Source organism: Micromonospora solifontis (genome assembly GCF_003725545.1).
GTDB lineage: Bacteria > Actinomycetota > Actinomycetes > Mycobacteriales > Micromonosporaceae > Micromonospora > Micromonospora solifontis.
This window is the reverse complement of the sequence record NZ_RJLN01000034.1, coordinates 1-23,338: the sequence shown is the minus strand read 5'-3', so window position 1 is coordinate 23,338 and position 23,338 is coordinate 1. Positions and strand designations below refer to the sequence as shown.

General features: G+C 73.6%; 22 protein-coding genes. 10 read left to right on the top strand and 12 right to left on the bottom strand.

What is annotated here, in order from left to right; all coding sequences use genetic code 11:
- Nucleotides 1-119 precede the first annotated feature (119 nt).
- The 7 genes from EFE23_RS14110 to EFE23_RS14080 all read left to right on the top strand — a co-directional run bounded on the left by EFE23_RS14110 (nucleotide 120) and on the right by EFE23_RS14080 (nucleotide 9,539).
- Nucleotides 120-1,796, top strand: a complete 1,677-nt coding sequence (locus tag EFE23_RS14110) for an ABC transporter substrate-binding protein (protein WP_123241381.1) — start codon at nucleotides 120-122, stop codon at nucleotides 1,794-1,796.
- An 84-nt stretch (nucleotides 1,797-1,880) separates the two neighbouring features.
- Nucleotides 1,881-3,032, top strand: coding sequence for an ABC transporter ATP-binding protein (locus EFE23_RS14105; protein ID WP_123241380.1), 1,152 nt, complete (start codon nucleotides 1,881-1,883; stop codon nucleotides 3,030-3,032).
- Nucleotides 3,029-4,006 carry an ABC transporter permease gene (locus EFE23_RS14100; protein ID WP_123241379.1) on the top strand — a complete coding sequence of 326 codons (978 nt, stop codon included), beginning with the start codon at nucleotides 3,029-3,031 and terminating at the stop codon, nucleotides 4,004-4,006. The genes EFE23_RS14105 and EFE23_RS14100 overlap by 4 nt, the downstream gene beginning before the upstream one ends.
- Nucleotides 4,007-4,009: 3 nt before the next feature.
- Nucleotides 4,010-5,047, top strand: coding sequence for an ABC transporter permease (locus EFE23_RS14095; RefSeq protein WP_123241378.1), 1,038 nt, complete (start codon nucleotides 4,010-4,012; stop codon nucleotides 5,045-5,047).
- Nucleotides 5,044-6,051, top strand: coding sequence for an ABC transporter ATP-binding protein (locus EFE23_RS14090; RefSeq protein WP_123241377.1), 1,008 nt, complete (start codon nucleotides 5,044-5,046; stop codon nucleotides 6,049-6,051). Before EFE23_RS14095 ends, EFE23_RS14090 begins: the two co-directional genes overlap by 4 nt.
- 45 nt (nucleotides 6,052-6,096) lie before the next feature.
- The gene (locus EFE23_RS14085; RefSeq protein ID WP_123241376.1) at nucleotides 6,097-7,500 is read left to right on the top strand and encodes a GH1 family beta-glucosidase; all 1,404 of its coding nucleotides are present in this window, start codon (nucleotides 6,097-6,099) and stop codon (nucleotides 7,498-7,500) included.
- 152 nt (nucleotides 7,501-7,652) lie between these two features.
- Complete coding sequence (locus EFE23_RS14080; protein ID WP_233600979.1) at nucleotides 7,653-9,539, top strand: RICIN domain-containing protein; 1,887 nt, start codon at nucleotides 7,653-7,655, stop codon at nucleotides 9,537-9,539.
- A gap of 41 nt (nucleotides 9,540-9,580) precedes the next feature.
- On the opposite strand, the gene EFE23_RS14075 is transcribed toward EFE23_RS14080, so the two are convergent.
- On the bottom strand, nucleotides 9,581-10,840 hold the full coding sequence (locus EFE23_RS14075; RefSeq protein ID WP_123241374.1) for an ROK family protein: 1,260 nt from the start codon (nucleotides 10,838-10,840) through the stop codon (nucleotides 9,581-9,583).
- Nucleotides 10,841-10,975: 135 nt separating this feature from the next.
- On the opposite strand from EFE23_RS14075, the gene EFE23_RS14070 reads away from it, so the two are divergent.
- Complete coding sequence (locus EFE23_RS14070; RefSeq protein ID WP_123241373.1) at nucleotides 10,976-12,355, top strand: glycosyl hydrolase family 18 protein; 1,380 nt, start codon at nucleotides 10,976-10,978, stop codon at nucleotides 12,353-12,355.
- A 109-nt stretch (nucleotides 12,356-12,464) separates the two neighbouring features.
- Nucleotides 12,465-13,334 (top strand): alpha/beta fold hydrolase, encoded by an 870-nt coding sequence (locus tag EFE23_RS14065; RefSeq protein WP_123241372.1) that lies wholly within the window; start codon nucleotides 12,465-12,467, stop codon nucleotides 13,332-13,334.
- A gap of 37 nt (nucleotides 13,335-13,371) precedes the next feature.
- On the opposite strand, the gene EFE23_RS14060 is transcribed toward EFE23_RS14065, so the two are convergent.
- From EFE23_RS14060 to EFE23_RS14035, 6 genes are all read right to left on the bottom strand, one after another.
- A complete protein-coding gene (locus EFE23_RS14060) occupies nucleotides 13,372-13,692 on the bottom strand; it encodes a TraR/DksA family transcriptional regulator (RefSeq protein WP_123241371.1) in 321 nt (106 codons plus the stop codon).
- A gap of 285 nt (nucleotides 13,693-13,977) precedes the next feature.
- Complete coding sequence (locus EFE23_RS14055) at nucleotides 13,978-15,195, bottom strand: LCP family protein (protein ID WP_233600978.1); 1,218 nt, start codon at nucleotides 15,193-15,195, stop codon at nucleotides 13,978-13,980.
- Nucleotides 15,196-15,372: 177 nt separating this feature from the next.
- Entirely contained in the window at nucleotides 15,373-16,515 is a 1,143-nt protein-coding gene (locus EFE23_RS14050) for a CaiB/BaiF CoA transferase family protein (RefSeq protein WP_123241370.1), read from the bottom strand.
- A gap of 45 nt (nucleotides 16,516-16,560) precedes the next feature.
- Nucleotides 16,561-17,673 carry an FUSC family protein gene (locus tag EFE23_RS14045; RefSeq protein WP_123241369.1) on the bottom strand — a complete coding sequence of 371 codons (1,113 nt, stop codon included), beginning with the start codon at nucleotides 17,671-17,673 and terminating at the stop codon, nucleotides 16,561-16,563.
- 33 nt (nucleotides 17,674-17,706) lie between these two features.
- The gene (locus EFE23_RS14040; protein ID WP_204334679.1) at nucleotides 17,707-18,081 is read right to left on the bottom strand and encodes a sensory rhodopsin transducer; all 375 of its coding nucleotides are present in this window, start codon (nucleotides 18,079-18,081) and stop codon (nucleotides 17,707-17,709) included.
- Nucleotides 18,081-19,286, bottom strand: a complete 1,206-nt coding sequence (locus EFE23_RS14035; RefSeq protein WP_123241367.1) for a D-arabinono-1,4-lactone oxidase — start codon at nucleotides 19,284-19,286, stop codon at nucleotides 18,081-18,083. Before EFE23_RS14035 ends, EFE23_RS14040 begins: the two co-directional genes overlap by 1 nt.
- A gap of 152 nt (nucleotides 19,287-19,438) precedes the next feature.
- Here EFE23_RS14035 and EFE23_RS14030 point away from each other — a divergent pair, with 152 nt between their 5' ends.
- The gene (locus EFE23_RS14030) at nucleotides 19,439-20,170 is read left to right on the top strand and encodes a zf-HC2 domain-containing protein (protein WP_123241366.1); all 732 of its coding nucleotides are present in this window, start codon (nucleotides 19,439-19,441) and stop codon (nucleotides 20,168-20,170) included.
- 88 nt (nucleotides 20,171-20,258) lie between these two features.
- On the opposite strand, the gene EFE23_RS14025 is transcribed toward EFE23_RS14030, so the two are convergent.
- From EFE23_RS14025 to EFE23_RS28515, 5 genes are all read right to left on the bottom strand, one after another.
- Nucleotides 20,259-20,834 carry a sigma-70 family RNA polymerase sigma factor gene (locus EFE23_RS14025; protein WP_123241365.1) on the bottom strand — a complete coding sequence of 192 codons (576 nt, stop codon included), beginning with the start codon at nucleotides 20,832-20,834 and terminating at the stop codon, nucleotides 20,259-20,261.
- Nucleotides 20,835-21,029: 195 nt separating this feature from the next.
- Complete coding sequence (locus EFE23_RS14020; protein WP_123241364.1) at nucleotides 21,030-22,118, bottom strand: NYN domain-containing protein; 1,089 nt, start codon at nucleotides 22,116-22,118, stop codon at nucleotides 21,030-21,032.
- Nucleotides 22,119-22,140: 22 nt separating this feature from the next.
- Nucleotides 22,141-22,614, bottom strand: a complete 474-nt coding sequence (locus EFE23_RS14015; protein WP_123241363.1) for a molybdenum cofactor biosysynthesis protein — start codon at nucleotides 22,612-22,614, stop codon at nucleotides 22,141-22,143.
- A 19-nt stretch (nucleotides 22,615-22,633) separates the two neighbouring features.
- Nucleotides 22,634-23,068, bottom strand: coding sequence for a PPC domain-containing DNA-binding protein (locus EFE23_RS14010; RefSeq protein WP_123241362.1), 435 nt, complete (start codon nucleotides 23,066-23,068; stop codon nucleotides 22,634-22,636).
- 77 nt (nucleotides 23,069-23,145) lie between these two features.
- Nucleotides 23,146-23,338: hypothetical protein (locus EFE23_RS28515; protein WP_163599584.1), on the bottom strand; the 193-nt coding region annotated here is incomplete at its 5' end.

Sequence of the window (23,338 nt, the reverse complement as noted above, 5' to 3'; positions counted from 1 at the left end):
GCTCCACCGCCGCACCCACCACCACCACGCCGAGGGCAGCACGCCCCCGGTGGCACCACCGCACACCCTCCATCCACCACAACCCCCGCGACCTTGCGGAAGCACCGAGGGAGACCTCCATGAGAAGAAGGCAGTTCCTCGCCGTGGCGCTGGCCGGCGCGCTGGCCACCGGCGTCGCGGCGTGCGGCGACAGCCCGAACGCCAACAAGAAGAACGGCCAGGCGGCCACCGTGCTCAACGTCGGCATGCCGAACGGCCCGCAGACCGAGAACAACAACCCGTTCCTGACCACGTCCGCCGCCGCCTCGCTGGGCTACCGCTGGCAGATCTTCGAGCCGCTGATGATGTGGAACCCGGTCAAGCCGGCCGAGCCGTTCAAGCCGTGGCTGGCCACCAAGGCCGAGTGGTCGGCGGACTACACCTCGGTCAAGGTGACGATCCGCGACAACGCCACGTGGTCCGACGGGCAGAAGGTCACCGCCGAGGACGTCGCGTTCACCTACAACCTGGTCAAGAAGTACCCGGCCCTCAACGACCAGGGCGTCCCCTACACCGACGCGACCGCGAGCGGCAACGAGGTCACCATCAAGATGTCCAGCCCGCAGTTCGTCAACCAGCAGAAGGTGCTGTGGCGGGTGCCGATCGTGCCCAAGCACATCTGGGAGAAGATCAGCGACCCGACGACCGACCCGGTCAAGCAGCCGGTGGGCAGCGGCCCGTACACCTTGAAGTCGTTCACCCCGGCCACCACGACCCTGGCCGTGCGCGACAGCGGCTACTGGCAGGACCCGCCGAAGGTCAAGGAGCTGCGCTTCACGTCGTACACCGACAACAGCGCGCAGACCACCGCGCTGGCCAACGGCGAGTCGGAGTGGAGCTTCGTCTTCATCCCCAACTACCAGACCGTGTTCGTCGCCAAGGACCAGGCGCACCACAAGGTCTGGGCGCCCCCGATCCTGGGCATCCACGGCCTCTACCTCAACACCACGAAGAAGCCGTTCGACGACCCGACGCTGCGCCGGGCCATGAACATGGTCATCGACCGCGAGGACATCTTCACCACGGCCGAGGCCGGGTACTTCCACCCGCTGGTGAAGAGCGTGACCGGTCTGCCCAGCCCGGCCGGTGACGCGTTCGTCGCGCCGGAGTTCAAGGGCCAGGAGCACAAGGTCGACGTCGAGGGCGCCAAGGCGCTGCTCACCGGCGCTGGCTACAAGCTCGACGGCAACACCCTCAAGGACAAGACCGGCAAGCCGGTCACGATCAAGCTGACCGACCCGGCCGGCTGGTCGGACTACCAGACCAGCCTCGAGATCGTGAAGGACGGCCTGTCGAAGATCGGCATCGCCGCCACGGTCGACAAGGCCAACCAGGACGCCTGGTTCCGCAACGTCGAGCAGGGCAACTTCGAGGCGACCTTCCGGTGGACCGAGGGCGGCGCCACGCCGTACGACATCTACCGGACCGTGATGGACGGCCGGCAGCTCAAGCCGATCGGCACCGCCTCCCCCGCCGGCAACTTCGGCCGCTTCAACAGCAAGGAGGCGACCGACGCCCTGGTCGCCTACGCGAACGCGACCGACGACGCCGCCCGGACCGCCGCGATGAACACGCTGCAGAAGGTCTTCGTCGAGCAGATGCCGATGATCCCGGTCGGCGCGGACAACATCGGCGGCGCGTACAGCACCAGGAACTGGACCGGCTGGCCCGACGACTCGAACCCGTACGGCGCCATGCAGCCGACCCAGCCCAACGCGCTGGACGTGGTCCTGCACCTCAAGCCCGCCAACGGCTGACCCCCGGCACCGCCTCCCCGGCCGCGCGGTCGGGGAGGCGGCGGCCACGTCCATCAGATGGCAAACCCCAGACAGGAACTCGGCATGACGTTGAGCGAGAGCGCGGCGGCGCCGGCCGACGAGGTGGTGCTGGAGGCCGTCGGCCTGACCAAGCACTTCCCCGTCCGCAGGCGGCTGCGTGACCTCTTGTCCCGGACGCCGGCGGTCGTGCACGCCGTCGACGACGTGTCGTTCGCGCTGCGTCGCGGCCAGGTGACCGCGCTGGTCGGGGAATCCGGCTCCGGCAAGTCCACCGTGGCCCGACTGCTGGCCCAGCTCCATCCCCGCACCGCCGGCGACGTCCGCCTGCACGGCCGGTCCACCCGGGTGCGCGGCGGACGGGCCTTCCGGGCCTACGTCCGGCGGGTGCAGCTGATCCTGCAGGACCCGTTCGCGTCCTTGAACCCGGTGCACACCGTCCGCTACCACCTCACCCGATCGCTGCGGATCCACGGCAACGCCGGGCGGACCGCCGCGGACCTGGACCGCGCCCTGGCCGACCTGCTCACCCGGGTCCGCCTCACCCCGCCCGAGCGTTTCCTGGACGTGTTCCCACACGAGCTCTCCGGCGGGCAGCGGCAGCGCGTCGCGATCGCCCGTGCGCTCGGCGCCAACCCCGAGGTGCTCCTCGCCGACGAGCCCGTCTCCATGCTCGACGTCTCGATCCGCCTCGGCGTGCTCAACCTGCTGCAGGACCTCAAGGAGCGGCTGAGGCTCGCGATCCTCTACATCACCCACGACATCGCCTCGGCCCGCTACTTCGCCGACGAGACGATCGTCATGTACGCCGGACGCATGGTCGAGGGCGGTGACAGCGAGACCGTCACCCAGCAGCCGGCCCACCCCTACACCCGGCTGCTCATCTCCTCGGCGCCCGACCCCGACCGGATCACCGGCGGCGGCGGTGACGGGACGGCCGGCGGCGAGCGCGGCCACGGCGAGCCGCCGAGCCTGATCCGCCCGCCCACCGGCTGCCGGTTCCACCCCCGCTGCCCGCACGCCATGCCCCGGTGCGCCGCGGAGCTGCCGCCACGACTGACCATCGGCGACCGACCCGGCCACTGGGCGGCGTGCTGGCTCTACGACCCGGCCACCGCCGCCGCCGACGCCCCCGCTGCTCCCGACGCCGACCGGGCCGTGCCGCCAGCGGCGGCGGTCGGGCGGGAAGGCGCCACCACCCTCGGTGAGGCACGATGAGATTCCTCCTGCAGCGCACCGCCTTCTACCTGTTCACCGCGTGGGCGGCGATCACCCTCAACTTCTTCATCCCGCGGCTGGTGCCGGGAGACCCGGTGCAGTCGCTGATCTCGCGCAACCAGGGCCGGATCAGCGCCGACGCGATCCAGTCGCTGCGCGTGCTGTTCGGGCTGGACAAGAACGAGAACGTCTGGCAGCAGTACCTCGACTACTGGCGGCAGCTCTGCCACGGTGACCTCGGGCTGTCGTTCACCTTCTTCCCGACGCCGGTGTCGACGGTGATCGGCGACAGCCTGCTGTGGACCGTGTGCCTGGTGGGCATCACCACGGTCGTCAGCTTCCTGCTCGGCACCGCGCTCGGCGTCGGCGCCGGCTGGCGGCGCGGCTCGTGGGTCGACGGGCTGCTGCCGGCCACCACGTTCCTCTCCTCGATCCCCTACTTCTGGCTGGGGCTCGTCGCCATCGCGGTGTTCACCGGGCCGGGGAGCTTCTTCCCGTCCTCCGGCGGCTACGAGCCGGGCCTGGTGCCGGCGTTCGACCAGTACTTCGTCCCGAGCGCGATCAAGCACAGCGTGCTGCCCGCCGCCACCATCCTGGTCTCCTCGATGAGCGGCTGGATCCTCAGCATGCGCAACATGATGGTCACCGTCTCGTCCGAGGACTACATCACGGTCGCGCACGCCAAGGGCCTGCCGGAGCGCCGGGTCGCCCTCAGCTACGCCGCCCGCAACGCGCTGCTGCCCAACGTCTCCGGCTTCGCCCTGTCGCTCGGGTTCATCGTCGGCGGCACGCTCCTGGTGGAGATCGTCTTCTCCTACCCGGGGCTCGGTTACCAGCTCTTCCAGGCGGTCGGCTACAAGGACTACCCGCTGATGCAGGGGATCTTCCTGATCATCACGATCTCGGTGCTGGTGGCGAACCTGCTCGCCGACGTCGCGTACCTGCTCCTCGACCCGCGCACCCGAAAGAGCTGAGCGATGGCAATCTCACCCTCGAGCATCGAACAGGTCATCCCCGGCCAGGGGGCGATGGCCCAGCCGTCGGCCGCGCCGGCCCGCGCGAAGCGGCGCCGGTTCCGGTTCCTGGCCAACGCCAAGGCCGCCACCGGGGTGGCGATCCTGGCCGGCTACTGCCTCCTCGCGGTCATCGGGCCCTGGGTGGCGCCGTACGACCCGGACGCCCGCAGCGGCGACGTCCTGCAGGCGCCCTCGGCCCGGCACTGGTTCGGCACCACCCACCTCGGGCAGGACATCTTCAGCCAGATCCTGGTCGGCACCCGCAGCGTCATGGTCGTGGGCCTGGTCGCCGGCCTGCTGGCGACGATCCTGTCGATCCTCATCGGCGTGACGGCCGGCTACCTCGGCGGGGCCGCCGACGAGGGGCTGTCGGCGCTGTCCAACGTGTTCCTGGTCATCCCCGCGCTGCCGCTGATCATCATCGTCACCTCGATCGTCGAGCAGGCCAGTGACACCCTGGTCGCGCTGATCATCGGTTTCACCTCGTGGGCGTGGGGCGCCCGCGTGCTGCGCGCGCAGACCCTGTCGCTGCGCCGGCGGGACTACGTCGAGGCGGCGCGGGCCACCGGCGAGCGGACCGGGCGGATCATCCTGTTCGAGATCCTGCCCAACCTGACCGCGATCATCGCGTCCGGTTTCGTCGGCACGGTGATCTTCGCGGTCATGTCCGAGATCACCCTGGCCTTCATCGGCATCTCGTCGGTCTCGTCCTGGAACTGGGGCACCATCCTGTTCTGGGCGCAGGGCCAGCAGGCCCTGGCGCAGGGCGCCTGGTGGTGGTTCGTCCCGGCCGGGCTGGCCATCGCGCTGCTCGGCACCGCCCTCGCGCTGATCAACTTCGGCATCGACGAGTTCGTCAGCCCCCGGCTGCGCAGCGGCGGCCGCACCCGGATCCGTACCGCCGACGGGCGCACGGCCCGGATGCGGGTCGGCTTCACCCCCGTGCTGGCCCCGGCCCGCACCGTCCCGTCGCCGCGCGGCAAGGAGGTCACCAAATGACGGATCCGGTGCTGGAGATCCGGGGCCTACGGGTCGACTACGGCCTCGGCGACGCGGCCGTGCACGCGGTCCGGGACGTCGACCTGACCCTGCACCGGGGCGAGGTGCTGGGGCTGGCCGGGGAGAGCGGCAGCGGCAAGTCCACCCTGGCGTACGGGCTGACCCGGCTGCTGCCCCCGCCGGGGGTGGTCAGCGGCGGCCAGGTGATCTACCACCGGGACGACGGGCCCCCGGTGGACGTGCTGGCCCTCAGCCCGGCGCAGCTGCGGGCGTTCCGCTGGGCGGAGACCTCCATCGTGTTCCAGGGGGCGATGAACTCGCTCAACCCGGTGCACCGCATCTCCACCCAGCTGCTCGACGTGATCAAGGCGCACGAGCCGAGGAGCACGGCGGCCGCCCGGCGGCAGCGGGCGCGCGAGCTGCTGCGGCTGGTCGGCATCTCCGCCGACCGGCTGGACGGCTACCCGCACCAGCTCTCCGGCGGGATGCGGCAACGGGTCATGATCGCCATGGCGCTGGCGCTGGAGCCGCAGGTCGTCATCATGGACGAGCCGACCACCGCGCTGGACGTGGTGATGCAGCGGCAGATCCTCGGGCAGCTCGCCGAGCTGCGCGAGCGGCTCGGCTTCGCGGTGCTGTTCATCACCCACGACCTGTCGCTGCTGGTCGAGTTCTCCGACCGGATCGCGATCATGTACGGCGGCCGGATCGTGGAGGAGGCGCCCGCCGCTCAGCTGTACCGGCAGGCGCTGCATCCGTACACCGACGGGTTGCTGCATTCCTTCCCCGCGCTGCGCGGACCGCGCCGGGAGCTGACCGGCATTCCGGGCTCCCCGCCGGACCTGCGGGCGATGCCGGACGGGTGCGCCTTTCACCCGCGCTGTCCGAAGGCGTTCGACAGGTGCGACAAGGAGTTGCCGCCGCTCGGCCCGCCCGGCGACGGGGACCCGGGCCGCAGCGTCGCCTGCTGGCTGCATCCGGCCGCCGTGCCGCTGACCCGCTGACCACCACCGCCCGACCGACCACCCGCACGACTTGCGAGGAGAGCCATGGACACCGACCTCACCAGCCTCGGGCAGGCCGACCCGATCGACACCCTGCCGCCGACCTTCCGGTGGGGGGTGGCGACCTCGTCGTACCAGATCGAGGGTGCGGTGGCCGAGGACGGCCGCACGCCGTCCATCTGGGACACCTTCTGCCGCGTCCCCGGGGCCGTGGCGAACGGCGACACCGGGGACGTGGCCTGCGACCACTACCACCGGATGCCGCAGGACGTCGCGCTCATCGCCGACCTCGGCCTGGACACCTACCGGTTCTCGGTGGCCTGGCCCCGGGTGCAGCCGGGCGGGCGCGGCCCGGCGAACCCGGCCGGGATGGCCTTCTATGACCGCCTCGTGGACGAGCTGCTCGGCCGGGGCGTGGACCCGTGGGTGACGCTCTACCACTGGGACCTGCCGCAGGAGCTGGAGGACGCCGGCGGCTGGCCGCACCGGGACACCGCGTACCGGTTCGCCGACTACGCGGAGCTGGTCTTCGCCGCGCTCGGCGACCGGGTGAAGACCTGGACCACGCTGAACGAGCCGTGGTGCTCGGCGATGCTCGGCTACGCGTACGGCCTGCACGCGCCGGGCCGACGAAACCTGGGCGACGGCATCGCCGCCGTGCACCACCTGCTGCTCGGGCACGGGCTGGCGGCGCAGCGACTGCGGGCGGCGGCGAGCACCCCGATCGAGCTGGGGATCACCCTCAACCTGGCGCCCGCCGACCCGGCCACCGACAGCGCGGCCGACCGGGACGCCGCCCGGGCCGCCGACGGCCTGGCCAACCGGATCTATCTGGACCCGCTGGTGCACGGCCGGTACCCGGAGGACGTGATCGCCGACCTGGCCGCCGAGGGCGTCCGCGTCCCGGTGCGGGAGGGCGACCTGGCGGTCATCTCCACCCCGATCGACGTGCTCGGCGTGAACTACTACTTCGGGCAGCTGCACTCCGGCGTGGACGAGCAGGGGCGGGAGCGGGACGAGCGGGGCCGGCCGGTGCGCCGGGTGGTCCCGCGGGACCTGCCGCGCACCGCCATGGACTGGGAGATCGTGCCGGAGTCCTTCACCGACCTGCTGGTCCGGTTGCACCGGGACTACCCGGGCCTGCCGCTGGTGATCACCGAGAACGGCGCGGCCTTCGACGACCGGCCGGACGCCGACGGGTTCGTCGCCGACGACGACCGGGTGGCGTACCTGGCCGAGCACCTGCGCGCGGTGGCCCGGGCCCGACAGGCCGGCGCCGACGTGCGCGGCTACTTCGCCTGGTCACTGCTGGACAACTTCGAGTGGGCGTACGGCTACGACAAGCGGTTCGGCATCGTCCGGGTGGACTACGACACCCAGCGGCGCACGCCCAAGCGCAGCGCGCACTGGTACCGGGACACCGTCCGGCGGGTGCGCGGGGAGCGCTGAGCCGCCGTCGGGACGGCCGCGCGGGCTGGCGCCCGGGCGGCCGTCCCACCATGCCCGTACGCCCTGCCCGAACGCTTTATTCATGCCTTGACATAAGGGGGGGTGAGGGGTTTTCTCATTCACGGATGTCGATTCTTGCGAAGGGAGCATCCGTGTCCCCCACCACCACCCCCCGGCTCGCCGGCCGGGTCGCCCTGGCGCTCTGCCTGGCCGCCGGCAGCGTCGCCCTGTCCCCGCCCCCGGCCGCGCACGCCGCCGGGGAGACCGTCAACATCTGGCTCACCACCACCTCCGACGCCGGCGGCCGCACCGTCACCCGGGGCCTGCAACCGCAGAGCCCGCTGAGCTTCGCCGCGTCCAGCGCCGCCGCCACGCACACCGTCACCGTCGACGAGAACACCCGCTACCAGCAGTTCGAGGGCGCCGGCGCGTCCATCACCGACACCACCGCGTACCTGCTGCGCGGCGGGCCGGCCAGCGCGGCCACCCGGGACGAGGTGATGCGCAAGCTGTTCAGCCCGACCGACGGCATCGGCCTGTCGTACCTGCGCAACCCGGTCGGCGCCTCTGACCTGTCCCGCCCCGGCAACGTCTCGCTCGACGACACCTGCTGCGACCTGAACGACTTCGGGGCCAACGGCTACGACACCGACGTGGAACTGCTCACCGCGCAGGCCAGGCAGCTCAACCCGGGACTGCGGGTGATGGTGGTGCCGTGGAGCGCTCCCGGCTGGATGAAGGACAACGGCCGGATGGACCAGATGGGCTGGCTCAACTGGGAGTACTACGCCACCTACGCCCAGTACTTCGTGAAGACCATCCAGGCGTACGCCGCCCGGGGCGTGCGGGTCGACTACGTCTCGCTGCAGAACGAGCCGAACTGCTGCCAGGCGGGCAACCCCACCGCGATGGACTACCCGGGGATGAGCTGGAACTCCTCCGGCCTGGTGGAGCTGACCAAGAACTTCGTCTACCCGGCGTTCCGCGCCGCCGGCATCACCACCAAGGTCCTGGTGCACGACTGGAACTACGGCGACTACGGCACCATCGGCTCGGGGCTGCTCGCCGACAGCGCGGTCCGCACCGATCCGCTCTTCGGCGGGATCGCCTGGCACGGCTACTGGGGTGACCCGGCCGTCGGCAGCCAGGTGCACGACCAGTACCCGGCGGTGCCGCAGTTCAGCACCGAACACTCGGGCGGCACCTGGATCGGCAACCAGCACAACGAGGACCTGGCCGACATCGTGAACTACGCCCGGAACTGGAGCCGGAGCGTGGTGAAGTGGAGCCTCGCGGTCAACCAGAACATGGGCCCGCACAACGGCGGCTGCGGCACCTGCACCGGCCTGATCACCGTGCACGAGGGCGACTCGCGCGCCGGGCAGGTCGACTACACCGTCGAGTACTACACCACCGGACACCTGACGAAGTTCGTCCGGCCCGGGGCGTACCGGATCGCCTCCACCGCGAACGCCACCGTGCAGAACGTCGCGTACCGCAACCCGGACGGCACCAAGGCGCTGATCGCGCACAACGGCGGCACCTCGGCCCAGTCGGTGAAGGTGGTGTGGGGCGGGCAGTCCTTCACCTACACCCTGCCGGCGCGCACCACCGCCACGTTCACCTGGTCCGGCACCCAGTCCGGCGGCGGCGCCCCGACCGGCCTGGTCACCGGCATCGGCGGCAAGTGCCTCGACGTCACCGACAACGCCACCGCCGACGGCACGCCGATCCAGGTCTGGACCTGCTTCGGCGGCCCGAACCAGCAGTGGACCCGGGCCGCCGACGGCACCCTCCGGTCGCTCGGCAAGTGCCTGGACGTGGCCGGCGGCGGCACGGCCGACGGCACCAGGGTGCAGCTGTGGACCTGCAACGGCACCGCCGCCCAGCAGTGGGTCTGGACGGCCGGACGGGACCTGGTGAACCCGCAGGCCGACAAGTGCCTCGACGTCACCGGCAACACCTCCGCCGACGGCACGAGGACACAGATCTGGAGCTGCACGGGCGGCGCCAACCAGAAGTGGACCCTGCCATCCTGAACCCGGGCGCCGGGCCGGCGGCCTCCCGCCGGCCCGGCGCCTCAGCGGGCTCGCGCCCGGCCGCTCAGCGGGCCCCGCGCCGCCGGGGTCAGCCGGGCGACCGGTTCGCGCGGCACGCCGCCGTCGCGCAGCAGCCGGGCCATCGGCAGGGTGGCCGCGCCCATCGCGACCGCGTCCGGTCCGAGCCGGCACAGCTCGATCGAGGTCTGCGCGTACGGCTGACGCAGCGCATGCCGGGCGGTGGCCGCCCGGATCTGCGGCAGGTAGCGCTCGCCCAGGGCCAGTCCGGCCCAGCCGCCGAGCACCACCCGCTCCGGGTTGAAGAGGTTCACCAGGTTCGCCACCCCGGCGCCGAGGTAGCCGACCGTCTCGTCGAGCACCTTGCCGGCGGTCCGGCCGGTGGAGCGCAGCAGCTCGCCGAAGGCGGTCTCCTCGTCGCCGCCGGCCGCCGGGCGGCCCCGGTTGGCCTGCCGGAACCGGTCCAGGACGCCCTCGGCCCCGACGTACGCCTCCAGGCAGCCGAGGTTGCCGCAGCGGCAGCGTCGGCCGCCGTACACGATGGTGGTGTGGCCCCACTCGCCGGCGCTGCTGTGCGCGCCGCGGTAGCCGACACCGTCGGCCACCACGCAGGCGCCGACGCCGGAGCCGACCAGGGCGACCACCGCGTGCCGCACGCCCCGCCCGGCGCCGAACCACATCTCCGCCTGGCCGAGGGTCTTCGCGCCGTTGTCGATGTGGACCGGGATGTCGGTGCCGGCGCGCAGCATGGCCCCGAGCGGCACGCCGTCCCAGCCGAGGGTCTGCGCGTGCACGACCGCGTCGGCGGTCCGTTCGACGGTGCCCGAGACGGCGACGCCGAACCCGAGCACCGCGGCCGGATCGACACCGGCCTGCTCGACCACCGCGTCGAGGCCGTGCAGCAGGTGGCCGGCGACGTCCCGCGGGTCGGGGTTGGCGGCGGCGATCGGATACTCGGCCTTGGCGAGGGCGGTCATCGCCAGGTCGAAGAGTTCGACCTGGACCCGGGTCTCGCCGACGTCGGCGCCGACCAGGTAGCCGTAGTTGGGGGCGACACGCAGCAGCACCCGGGGCCGGCCGCCGTCGGACTCGACCGAACCGGCCTCCTCGACGAGCCCCTCGCCGATCATCTCGCCGACCAGGTTGCTCACGCTGGCCAGGCTCAGCGCGGTGGTCTGCCCCAGCTCGTGGCGGCTGAGCGGGCCGTCCAGCCAGATCCGGCTGAGCAGCACCGACCGGTTCGCCCGGCGCATGTCCCGCACCGTGGTGCGTCTGGCGTCCACGTCCCGCGCCGTCCTCTCCCGGGCCGCCGTGCGCGGCCGCATTCACACCGTGAAGCAAGTGTTGACAGAGTACTGCGCATTTACACTTAACAAAGTTTACTGATAGCCTCCGCCGCATCGATGAGGAGGTATGTCATGCGACTTCGACGCGGGTCGACCGCACTGCTCAGCGGCGCCCTGCTGCTCGCCGGCGCCGCCCTGCCGGCCACCACCGGCGCGGCCGCCACCGCCGGCACCACCGCCCTGGTCTCCTGCGCCGGCGTACCCGCCTGGGCCGAGGGGGTCACCTGGACCGCCGGCAGCAAGGCCACCTACGCCGGCCGGCTCTACCAGGCGCTGCAGACGAACACCCCACCGGTCGGCGCCGGCTGGACCCCGCCGGCCACCCCGGCGCTCTGGACCGACCTGGGCGCCTGCGACGGCGGCGGCACCCCGTCCCCGACCCCCACCACGTCCACGCCCTCCCCCACCCCGTCGCCCACCCGCTCCCCCTCGCCGACGCCGTCGCCGACCCCCACGTCCTCGCCCTCGCCCACGCCCACCTCCTCCCCGGGTGGCACCACCTGCCCGCTGAAGCCCCGGCCGTCGGGCAAGGTGCTCCAGGGCTACTGGGAGAACTGGGACGGCGCGGCCAACGGGGTGCACCCCGGCCTCGGCTGGATCCCGATCACCGACCCGCGCATCCCCGGGCACGGCTACAACGTGGTCACCGCCGCGTTCCCGGTGATCCGCTCCGACGGCACGGTGCTCTGGGAGGACGGCATGGACGCCGGGGTGAAGGTGCCCACCCCGGCCGAGATGTGCCAGGCCAAAGCCGCCGGGCTGACCGTCCTGCTCTCCATCGGCGGCGCCGCCGCCGGCATCGACCTGGGCTCCAGCGCGGTCGCCGACCGGTTCGTCGCCACCGTGGTGCCGATCCTCAAGCGGTACAACTTCGACGGCATCGACATCGACATCGAGACCGGGCTCACCGGCAGCGGGAACATCAACCAGCTCTCCACCTCGCAGGCCAACCTGATCCGGATCATCGACGGGGTGCTGGCCCAGATGCCGGCCGGCTTCGGGCTCACCATGGCCCCGGAGACGGCGTACGTCACCGGCGGCAGCGTCACCTACGGCTCGATCTGGGGCGCCTACCTGCCGATCGTCAAGCGGTACGTCGACAACGGCCGGCTCTGGTGGCTGAACATGCAGTACTACAACGGCAGCATGTACGGCTGCGCCGGCGACTCGTACGCCGCGGGCACGGTGCAGGGCTTCGTCGCCCAGACCAACTGCCTGAACACCGGGCTGGTCGTGCAGGGCACCACCATCCGCGTCCCCTACGACCGGCAGGTGCCCGGCCTGCCCGCCCAGTCCGGGGCCGGTGGTGGGTACATGGGCCCCTCCCTCGTCGGGCAGGCGTGGAACACCTACCAGGGCGGCCTGAAGGGGCTGATGACCTGGTCGATCAACTGGGACGGGTCGAAGGGCTGGACCTTCGGCGACAACGTCAGGGCTCTCCAGGGCCGGTGAGGCCGGCGGGGCCCCGCAGGCGCGCGGGGCCCCGCGTCACCGTCCGGCCGTCCGGTCCACGCGACGCAGGGGCGGACGCCGCCGGCCGGACCGTGGTTGACTGCCCGGCATGGAGCTGCACCTCGGCAGGCCGCGGCTGCCGGCCACCCTGGACCTGCCGGCCGGGCCGGCCCGCGGCGGCCTCGCCGTGCTGCACGGCTCCCACGCCGACCAGCGGTCGTACTTCCTCTACGAGCACCTGGCCCGGCTGCTGCCCCCGGCCGGGATCGCCGTACTGCGCTACGACCGGCGCCCCCGGGTGGACGGTCGCGACGTGCCGCTGACCGAACAGGCCGACGACGCGGCGGCCGCCCTCGACGAGCTGCGCCGGCGGGTCGGGGACGTCCCGGTCGGACTGTGGGGGTTCAGCCAGGGGACGTGGGCGGCGGCGCTGACCGCCAGCCGGCACCCCGTCGACTTCCTCGTGCTCGTCGGATCCAGCGGGGTCAGCCCGGCCGCGCAGATGCGGTACGGAACCGCCGAACAGCTCCGGCGGCACGGGTACGGCCCGGCCGACCTCGCCGAACTGGCCCGGCTACGCGGCGTCGCCGAGGCGTACCTGCGCGGTGCCGTGCCCCGGGCGGTCGCCCGGGCGGAGCTGGACGCCGCCGTCGCGCGGCCCTGGTTTCCGCTGGCGTTCCTGCCCCGGGAGCTGCCCGAACCGGGCTCGTGGGCCGACCTGGACTTCGATCCGGAGCCCGTCTTCGCGAAGGTGTCCTGCCCGGTGCTGCTCTGCTACGGCGAAACCGACGCCTGGACGCCGATCGAGGAGAGCCTCGCGGTGTGGCGCCGGTCGGGGGCGGACCTGACCGTGGCCCGGCTGGCCGGCTGCGATCACGCGCCCACCCGGCACGAGGGCGACACGGTGGACAGCGTCAGCCCGCAGTACGAGCGGACCCTGCTCGACTGGCTCGACCGGCGGCTCGGCGCCGCGGGCTGACGCCGGGCCGCCCTCGGACGGCCCGGCGCGGCCCCGCTCAGCCCTGCTCGCGCTGGCACGGTACGCAGAACCGGGCGTGCGGCAGCACCTCCAGGCGCTCCGGCGGGATCTGCGTCCGGCACCGCTCGCAGGTGCCGTAGCCGCCCTCGGCGATACGGCGCAGCGCGTCGCCGATCTGCCCCAGGCTCTGCCGGGTGTCGGCGATCATCGCGGCGCGGGTGTGCGCCTCGCCCGGGTCGCCGGTGTCCGCGGTCAGTTCGGTCAGCCGGGCGGTCTGCGCCTCGAAGTCGCTGGTCAGGGTGGCTCGCAGCCGGGTGAGCCACTGCTGGTCGAGGCCGCCTCGGATGTCGGTGCCCATGTCGGATCCTTCCTCGGAAAAAGAAAAAGGGCCGGAGCCGGATGGCTTCGCCCTGGTGGCCGTACGCGGAGTGGGATGCGCTTCTCCGGGGGGCCACGGCCGGTGGGGATCGGGCTCGGCAGGCCGTGCGCGGGCGCGACGGCGGCCCGGCGGCGCGGGGCAGCGGCCGGCGCCACCGCGGTGGGGATCGACTGGCCGGCCCGGGACATGCCGCCACCATAGGCGGTACCGGGCGGGGAACCAAGGCGGTTCTCCGGCTCCCCGCCCGCGGCGGGGAGCCGGCCGTCAGTGGGCGGTCGTGCCCGGCCCGGCGGGGGCCACCCAGGTCGGGTGGGCCTCGACGAAGGACCCGACGTCGTCCACCTTGACCGCGTGCAGCAGCTCCATGCTGGTCGGGCTGAGGATCTCGGCGCTGCCCACCCCGGGGACCGAGCGGCTGTTGAAGCTGCCGCCGTTGGTCTTGATGGTGGTGATCGCGTCCGGCCCGATGCCGCGCATGGCGAACGCCCAGTCCTCCAGCGGGATGCCGCCGTCGTCGACGGTCATGGTCCGGCCGACCGCCGTCAGCAGACCGGGCAGCTTCGTCGGCGAGTTCAGACCGTCGGTCATCACCTGGTGCAGCACCGCCCGGAGGAACTGCTGCTGGTGGCGCTGCCGGCCGTAGTCGTAGTCACGGTTGGCCAGCAGGTCCCGCTGCCGCACGAAGTCCAGCGAGTCCGCCGGGTCGAGGCAGTGGTTGCCCTTGGTGTAGACGTTCGGGGTGACCCCGTGGATGCGGTGGTTGACCGTGCCGTCCGGATTGATCTTGTACGGAGCCGCCGGCTTGCCGTCCTTGTCGTGCCCCACGTGGATCGAGGTGGTGGTCTCGTCGACGTACAGGCAGACCTTGCCGAGAACCTGGACGATCTGCTTGAAGCCCTGGAAGTCGATGATCGTGCCGGCGTCCGGGGTGATCCCGGTGAGGTCGCGGATGGTCAGGGCGAGCAGCTCGAAACCGTGCGACAGGGCCGCCGGCCCGCTCAGGCCCCGGCTGCCGAAGGCGAAGGCGGCGTTGATCTTGTTCTTTCCGCCCCGGAACGGTGTGGCGCCGTTGTCGTAGGCGGGGATGTCGACCAGCGAGTCACGCGGCAGCGAGACCAGGTAGGCCCGGCTGTGGTCGGCCGGGATGTGCACCAGGATGATCGAGTCGGACCGGGTGAGCTGGCTGGGATCCTGGTGCGGCCGGGTGTCGACGCCGACCAGCAGGATGTTCTTCGCACCGCTGATCGTTCGGTGCTGGCGGGGGGCGGCCGCCGCGCCGAGCAGGTTCTGCTGGGTGACCTTGCTGGTCGCGGCGTGCAGCAGGAACTGGCTGCCACCGAGCGCCACGCCGCTGAGCGTCATCAGCGTCGCGCCGGCCGCCACGCACCACCGGGCCCAGCGCGGGGCGCGCCGGCGCGCCGGGCGCGCGGGCGGGATCGGCGCGCCCGACCGGTCCGGTCGGTGCACGGCGGCGTGCGACACGAGGTGACCTCCTGCGGACGCCCGCTGGGCGGGCCGGGACGATCGGTGGGCGGCACAAGGGTATGCGCGCCGAGGGCCGCTCGTCCGCCCGCTCAGCTGTGAATCACCTGTACACCGGGTCCAGCGCCCGGGACACCGCGACGTGCCGCAGGACGAGCCGGATCGGACCGGCGAGCCTCACTCCGCCAGCCAGGCGCGGATTTCCGCGCCGTGCGCGTCCAGCTCGGGCGGGGGCAGGTGGTAGCGCGGTGGGGTGGCCGAGAAGCCGACCGGGTGCCGCACCCCGGGCACCCCGTCCACCTCGACCACCGGGTCCAGCCCCAGGTCCCGGGCCAGCGCGACCCCCCGGTCCAGTGGGTTGATCGGGCTGCACGGCACCCCGGCCGCCCGCAGCTCCCGGAACCACTCGTCGCCGCCGCGTCGCCGCAGCCGCTCGACCAGCAGCGGTCGCAGCGCGTCCCGGTTGGCGGTGCGGTCCCGGTTGCGCCGGAACCGGGGGTCGTCGGCCAGCTCCGGCACGCCCAGCACCTGGCAGAGGGTACGGAACTGACGGTCGTTGCCGGCGATCACGACCAGCTCGCCGTCGGCGGTGGGCAGCGGCTCGTACGGGAAGATGCTCGGATGGGCGTTGCCCATCCGGGTCGGCACCACCCCGCCGGCGACGTACGCGCTGGCGTGGTTGACCAGCCCGGACAGCGCCGAGGAGAGCAGGTCCACCTCGACGTGCTGACCGACGCCGGTGCGCTCCCGGTGCCGCAGGGCGGCGAGGATCCCGACCGCCGCGTGCAGGCCGGCGATCACGTCGAGCACCGCCACCCCGGCCTTGTACGGCGGGCCGTCGGCGTCGCCGGTGAGGCTCATCAGCCCGGAGGCCGCCTGCACCATCAGGTCGTACCCGGGCAGGTCGGCGCCGCCGGCGGCGCCGAAGCCGCTGATCGAGGCGTACACGATGCGGGGGTTGCCGGCCGCGACCCCGGCGTGGTCGAGGCCGAACCGGCGCAGCGCGCCCGGCCGGAAGTTCTGGATCATGACATCGGCACGCGCGGCGAGCCGGCGGGCCAGCACCAGGTCGCCGGGGTCGGCGAGGTCGAGCACCACCGAGCGCTTGTTCCGGTTGACGCCCAGGTAGTAGGTGGCGACGCCGTCGCGGACCGGGGGCGCCCAGGTGCGGGTGTCGTCCCCGCCGGGGCCCTCCACCTTGACCACGTCGGCGCCCAGGTCGGCGAGGAGCATGGTGGCGTACGGGCCGGCGAGGACCCGGGAGAAGTCGGCGACCAGCAGGCCGCTCAACGGCCCGGGCCGATCCGCGTCCAGGTCCATCGGCGTCCCCCTCCCTCGGCGGAGGACCACGATGGCACACCGGTGTCACCGACCGGCGGCGGCCCGGCGGACCAGCCGGCGCGCCTCGTCGCGGGGCACACCGGTGGCGCGGAGCAGGTCGTTGGCGACGGTCCGCAGCTGCGACACGACGATGGTGCCGGAGAAGCCGACGTCCTGCCGGCACGCCCGCCCCGCCTCGCGGACCGCGTCCAGCACCCGCGCGCGGGCCCGCACCGGCTCCCGGGCGGCCAGGAACTCCCGGTGCAGCAACCGGACCGCCTCGGCGACCTGCGCCACCGCGGCGGGCAGTCCGGCGGGCACCGGCTCCTCGTCGCGCAGCGTGGTGCCGATCCGCCGGACCAGGGCCCGGCTGTTGCGGAAGGCCCGGTCCATGTGCTCGACCCCGCTGCGGTAGGCGGCGAGGACCCGCCGGCGGCGCCAGCGCACCGGGGAGAGTCGGACCACCTCCTCGGCGGCGTTGACCACCTCACCGAGCCGGTCGAGTTCCGGCTCGGCGGCGCGCATCCGGTCCAGCACCTCCTCGGCGGCGCGGGCGTCCCGCCGGGCCAGCGCCTCCGCCGACGCGGTCAGGTCGCGGGCGAACACGTCCAGGGCCGGGTCGGCGACCCGGCGGACCGTGCGCAGCGGGTTGAGCGGGGCGAGCACGAGCACGACCAGCAGGCCGACGATCCCGCCCACCAGCGCGTTGACCGTCCGGGGCAGCTCCAGGTCGGGGGCGGTGGGGGTCAGCGTGGCGACCAGGACCGCCGTACCGCCGGCCTGGGTCACCAGGGCGCTGGGGCCGCGTACCAGCACCGCGGCGGTGACCGCCAGGAAGACGATCACGCCGGTCTGCCAGGGCCCGGTGCCCACCGCCGCGATCAGCAGGTCCCCGACGGTGATGCCGAGCACCACCCCGACCACCAGCTCGGCGGTGCGCCGGGCACGGTGGCCCAGCGACGCGGCGATGACACCGACGGCGGCGGCCGGCGCGAACGTCGGCTCGGCGCTGCCCAGCAGTTCGCGGGCCGCCACCCAGGCGAGGGTGGCGGCCAGGCCGGCCTGCACCGCCACGATCAGGTACGTCCGCAGCCGCCGGTAGGTGTCCCGGCCGGTGTCCCGGACCCGGTGGCCCCACCGGGCCCTGGCTTCCCGCATGCGCGGGGGTACCCGCCGCGCGCCGGGCGAACCTCACCCCGGATAGGCCATGGTGCCGGTCAGCGCCACCACGCCGGGCAGCCGGGTGTCCTGGCGCAGGAACTGCACCACCACCGGCACCGGGGAGCGCAGCACGCAGCCGTACGGGCGGTCCAGCCGGACCGCCTCCGGGTCGATCAGGTCGTTGACCCGGACGTGCCGCACCCGGCGCGCCCCCACCCGCACCCGGTACGGCCCGACCGGTTCGGCGTCCTCGTAGTAGAAGTCCAGGCTCAGGTCGGCCTCCTGGTCGCCGGCATTGAGCACGCAGAGCTGGTCGAAGCCGGTGAACGCCGGCTCCGGCCCGTGCGCCGGGAAGGGCACATGCCCGCCGGGGACCACCCAGACCCGGGCGCCCAGTTCGGTCATCACCCCTCCTCCAGTAGCCGGGCCAGGTCGGGGGTGAGGAACACCCCGTCCGGGTCGAGACGGCGGCGTACCGCCTGGAAGTCGTCCCAACGGGGATAGAGCGGACGCAATTCCCGGGCGGTGAGCCAGTGCTTCTTGCCCCAGTGCGGCCGACCGCCGTACTGCCGGAAGACCGCCTCCATGTCCCGGAAGTACTCCTCGTACGGCAGGGAGGTGTTCTGCAGGCAGGCGATCGTGGTGGTGGGCCGGCCGTAGGCGTTGCTGAGCCAGATGTCGTCCGGGGCGATACTGCGCACCAGCACCCGCCAGCCGGCCACCCGGCGGTGCCGCTCCCGGATCCGTCGGCGCACCTCGGCGAAGCAGGCCGGGAACGCCTCCGACGGCAGCATGTACTCGATCTCCTCGAAGCGCAGCTCACGGTGCCGGGGGATGGTGCGGTGGGTCGGGCCGACCTGACTCTCCCGCGTCCCGACCGCTCCGGCCCGGCGACCGGCCCAGGCGCGCTCGTCCGGCGTCTCGTCGACCCGGTTCAGCACCCGGACCTGGGTCAGGTCGCTGCGCGGATACCAGTAGAAATCCATGTTGCGGTTGGTGTGCTGGAGCTCGGCCAGGTGCTCCAGGGTCCAGTCGAGGTGCGCGCACCACGAGCGGCGGTGCAGGTCGTAGCGGGGCTGGACGTCGAGGGTGACCCGGGTGACGACGCCGAGCGCCCCGAGGGAGAGCCGCGCGGCGGGCAGCAGGTCCGGGTTGCGGTCCACGGCGATGTCCAGGGTCTCCCCGGTCCCGGTGACCAGGCGTACGCCGACGAGCTGCGTGCTCAGGTTGCCGAAGCCCAGGCCGGTGCCGTGGGTGCCGGTGGCGGTGGCCCCGGCGATCGACTGGTAGTCGACGTCGCCGAGGTTGTCCATGGCGAGGCCGGCGGCATAGAGCCCTTCGCCGAGCGCCCGGAGCCGGGTGCCGGCCCAGGCGGTGGCGAGGTTCCCGTCGTCGGCGATCACCCCGGCGAGCCGGTCGAGGCTGACCAGGATCCCGTCGGTGCGCACCAGCGGGCTGGACGAGTGGCCGGAGCCGACCGGCCGGACGGTCGTGCCGGCGTCCCGGGCGCGCCGCACCAGGGCCCGCACCGCGTCCTCGTCGGCGGGCTCGGCGTACTCCGCCGGGGTGAAGGAGAGGCTGCCGGACCAGTTCACGAACGACCGCGTCACACCTGCTCCCCCGCCCCGACGGTGTCCCGGACGCCCGGTCTTACCCGCCGGCGCCGAAGCTAGTCGCCCGTGCCGGCCGGTGGCCCGCCCCGCCGCGCCGGTTTCCGGGCCTCGCCGGGAACCGGGCGGCCGGCCCCGACGACTACCCGTACATGGCGTGTGAGCAGTGGCGGGAGATCCTGTCGGCGCAGCTGGACGGGGAGGCGACCCGGTCCGAGGCGGCGGCGGCCGAGGAGCACCTGGCCGGCTGCGCCGGCTGCCGGGCCTGGCACGAGGCGGCGGTGGCGTTGACCCGGCGGGCGCGGACGCACCCGGTGCCGGAGCTGCCGGACCTCGTCGACGTGGTGCTCGCGGCGGCGCCCCCGGTGCGGCGGGCCTGGCGGGACCGGGTGTCGCTCGGCCTGCGTACGCTGCTCGGGCTGCTGGGCGCGGTGCAGGTGGCACTCGGGCTGGCCCAGGTCGGCCGGGACGCCGTCGTCGACCACGTGCACACCTCCGGCCAGCACCTGTGGCACGAGTCCGCGGCGTGGAACGTGGCCGTGGGCGCCGGCTTCCTGGTCGTCGCGGTACGCCGGTCCGCCCCGGCCGGGCTGCTGCCGATGCTCAGCGCCTTCGTCGCCACCCTGCTGCTGTTGTCGGTGAACGACCTGATCACCGGCCAGGTCGGGGTGCAGCGACTGGTCAGCCACGGGTTCCTGCTGGCCGGCTGGGTGGTCGTGCTGGTGCTCTCCCGGCCCCGCTGGCGGTCCGGCGGCACGCCGCCGCAGCGCGGGCGCTCCGCCGGCTCCCGCTGGTCGCTGCGGCTGGAGGAGCCGGCCGAGCCGGCGCCGCTGCGGCTGTTGCCGCCGTACTCCGCACAGGCCCGCGACCGCCGGGCGGCCTGACCCGCACCGTGCCCCGCGTCGCGTATGCCGCGGCCGGCGGCAGGTCGCGGCCTCTCGGTCGTCGGATGCCCCGACCTGCGGTGAGCCGTCAGACCACCCGGGCACCCCGGGCCGGGCGGGAGCCGTCCTGCCAGGCGGCGATCAGGTCCTCCCGGGCCCGGGCCACCCGCGAACGGATGGTGCCGACCGGGCAGCCGCACACCTCGGCGGCCTCCGCGTAGGACAGCCCGACGATCTGCGTGGCGACGAACGCCTCCCGGCGCTCCGGCGCCAGGGCGGCGACGAGGCGCCGCAGGGTCACGGTGTCGTCGCTGCCGGCGATGACCGCGCCGGCGGCCTCCGCCGCGCTCTGCCAGTCGGGCAGCGCCGCCGTCCGGGGCCGGGCCGTCGCGGCCCGGACGTGGTCCACCGCGACCCGCCGGGCGATGGTGAAGACCCAGGTCCGGGCGGAGGAACGGCCGGCGAAGCCGGGCAGGCTCCGCAGCGCCCGCAGGAACGTGTCCTGGGCCAGGTCGTCCGCCTCGCCGGGTCCGGCCAGGTGGGCCAGGAACCGCCACACCGGGCCCTGCAGGGCCCGGACGAAGGCCGCGGCGGCCTGCTGGTCACCCCGTGCGGCCCGCTGCGCCCAGCGGGTCACCTGGTCGTCGTCGGCCTCGGCCGTCATGCGACCGGCCGCCGCCGTCGCCGCGTCCCACCCATGCCCGGCAGTACGGAGCGGGGCGTCGCTCGGTTCATCCGCACGGTCCTCCTCCGACCTCACGTCCGGCCCGGGGGACGCCACCGGTGCGGCGACGGCCCTGCCGTGTTGGTCGGTGGCGGGGGCGGGAAAGTTCCCGGGCCGGAGGCGCCGGAGACGGGATCACGAGCGCCGCGGGGTGAGCAGGTAGTCGTCGGCGTCGGCGTCCCAGCCCAGGTCGACCAGCCCGCTGGTGGCGGCCGCCTTGACGAACTGGAGGAAGCTGCGGTAGCCCAACTTCTTCTCGCTGAAGTCCGGCCGGGCCCGGCGGAGCTGGTTCTTCAGCCCGGACAGCGCCGCCGCCCCGCCGTCCGCGGCCAGCTCCGCCACCACCGCGCGGAGCAGCTCGAAGGCCGCCTCCCGGTCACCCCGCTCCGGCAGCGACACCTCGGGGTCGCCCTTGGCGGGCCCCTCGGCCAGCTCGACCACGTTGTGCCCGGCCAGGTGTCGCAGCAGCTCGCCGAAGGTGCGGAAGCCGTAGTCGGACTCGCTGAACGTGGGATCCTTGCGCAGCAACGTCCGCTTCAGCCCGGAGGCGGTCACCTCGCCGCTGGAGCTGCCCTGCAGGCCGGCCACCGTCTGCGCCACGAGCACCGCGAGGCGGTCCACGTCCCGGGCGGGTTCCTCCTCCTCCACCGCGGGCGGGACCTCGGGCCGCGGCTCCGCCTCGGGTCGAGCCTCCGGCGCGGCCGGCCGGGCCGCCGCCCGGCCCCGGCGGGCGGCCGGCGGGGGCACCTCGATCCCCTCCAGCCGGTCGTAGTAGAGGAACTCGTCACACGCCGGCGGCAGCAGCGCCGAGGTCGACTTCTCCACCCCGACGCCGATGACCCGCTTGTTGAGCTCGCGGAGCTTGTGCACCAGCGGGGTGAAGTCACTGTCGCCGGTGCAGATCACGAAGGTGGAGATGTAGTCCCGTTCGAAGGCCAGCTCGACCGCGTCCACGGCCATCTTGATGTCGGCCGCGTTCTTCCGGGAGGCCCCCATCCGCTGCGGGATCTCAATGAGCTCGACGTGGGAGCGGGTGAGCATCCGCCGGTCCTCGTCGAAGTACGACCAGTCGGCGTACGCCCGGCGCACCACCACCCGGCCGCGTTCGGCGAGCGCGTCGGCGATCGGGCGGAAGTCGAAGGACCTGCCGCCATGGTGGTCGCGTACGCCCAGCGCCAGGTTCTCGTAGTCGAGGAACAGCGCGATCCGGTCTTCCTGATCCACGCCGCTCAGCCTACGCGGACGATCACGCCTCGACGGTGACGGCGAGCCGGCCGACGCGGAGCAGGCCGTCGGTCAGCGGCTCGCAACGGACGCCGCCGCGGCCCCGCAGCGCCTTCCAGGCGCCGGGCCCGACGGTGACGTCCATCCAGGCGCACGGGTGGGCCCGGGTGTGCACGCGCAGGCGGACGGGCCCGGCGCCGGAGTCCAGCACCAGCACCCGGCCGACCAGGTCGTCCACGGCGAGCCCGGCGGTGAGCACGTTGCGCCGGACCTGGGTGAGATCCGCCCCGGGCGGCAGCGACTCCTGCGCGATCACCGTCACGCTCGCCTCCCGGTGCGCCGGCTGGCCGAAGTAGCGGTCGCCGACGATGCCCAGGCCGGCCCTGATCCGCACCTCGTCGACCAGTTCGCCGGGCGGGGCGGGCGCCGGGCCGTCCGCCGGGCGGCCCACGAAACGGTGCGCGGGCGAGGCCAGCAGCTGGACGATCCGGGGCATGGGTCGAGCTTAGGCCGGGTCAGGAGGCTGAGATCAGCGCCAGGCCGGTCTCCGGGTCGACCCGCTTGGCCAGTTCCGGCGCCACCTCCGAGATGATCACTTCCAGCGTCGGCCAGACCCGCCCGCGCAGCAGGTGGCCGCCGACGGTGCCGCCGTCGGACCGGCCCAGCACGGCGTGCACGTGCAGGACCGGCTCGCCGTCGTGTTCGGCGACGTCACCGAGCAGGGAGAGCACCTCGACCTGCTCGGTGACCGGGATGCGCCGGTAGTCGCCGGCGTCGCGGTCGAACCAGCCGAGTTCCGCGTCGGTGAACCCGCCCACGGCCGTCACCCGGGCGGCCCGGATGTCCTGCTCGCGCAGCGCGGCGCCGACGGCGGCGACCGCCTCCTCCCCCTTGTCGCAGATGACCACCAGCACCCGCCCGGTCTGCTGGCGTACCTCGCGTGCCCGCATGGTGGGCCTCCTCTCCCGGCCGTCCACCGGCCGCTCGTCACCCGATCCGGTACGGCTGCGCGCGGTCGGGCCGGCCCTCACCGTCCCCACCGGCGGAGCCGGGCCGCGGCGGTGGCCACCGGGGCGAGCGCGGCCAGCCCGACCAGCCCGGCGGCGGCCCACCCGGCGGCCCGGGACGGCGACGGGGGCCGCTCGGCCCAGGACCGCTCGGGCCGGGGCGGCACGCCGCTGCCGTGCAGGCCGGCGCGGAGCAGTTCGGCCAGGTGGATC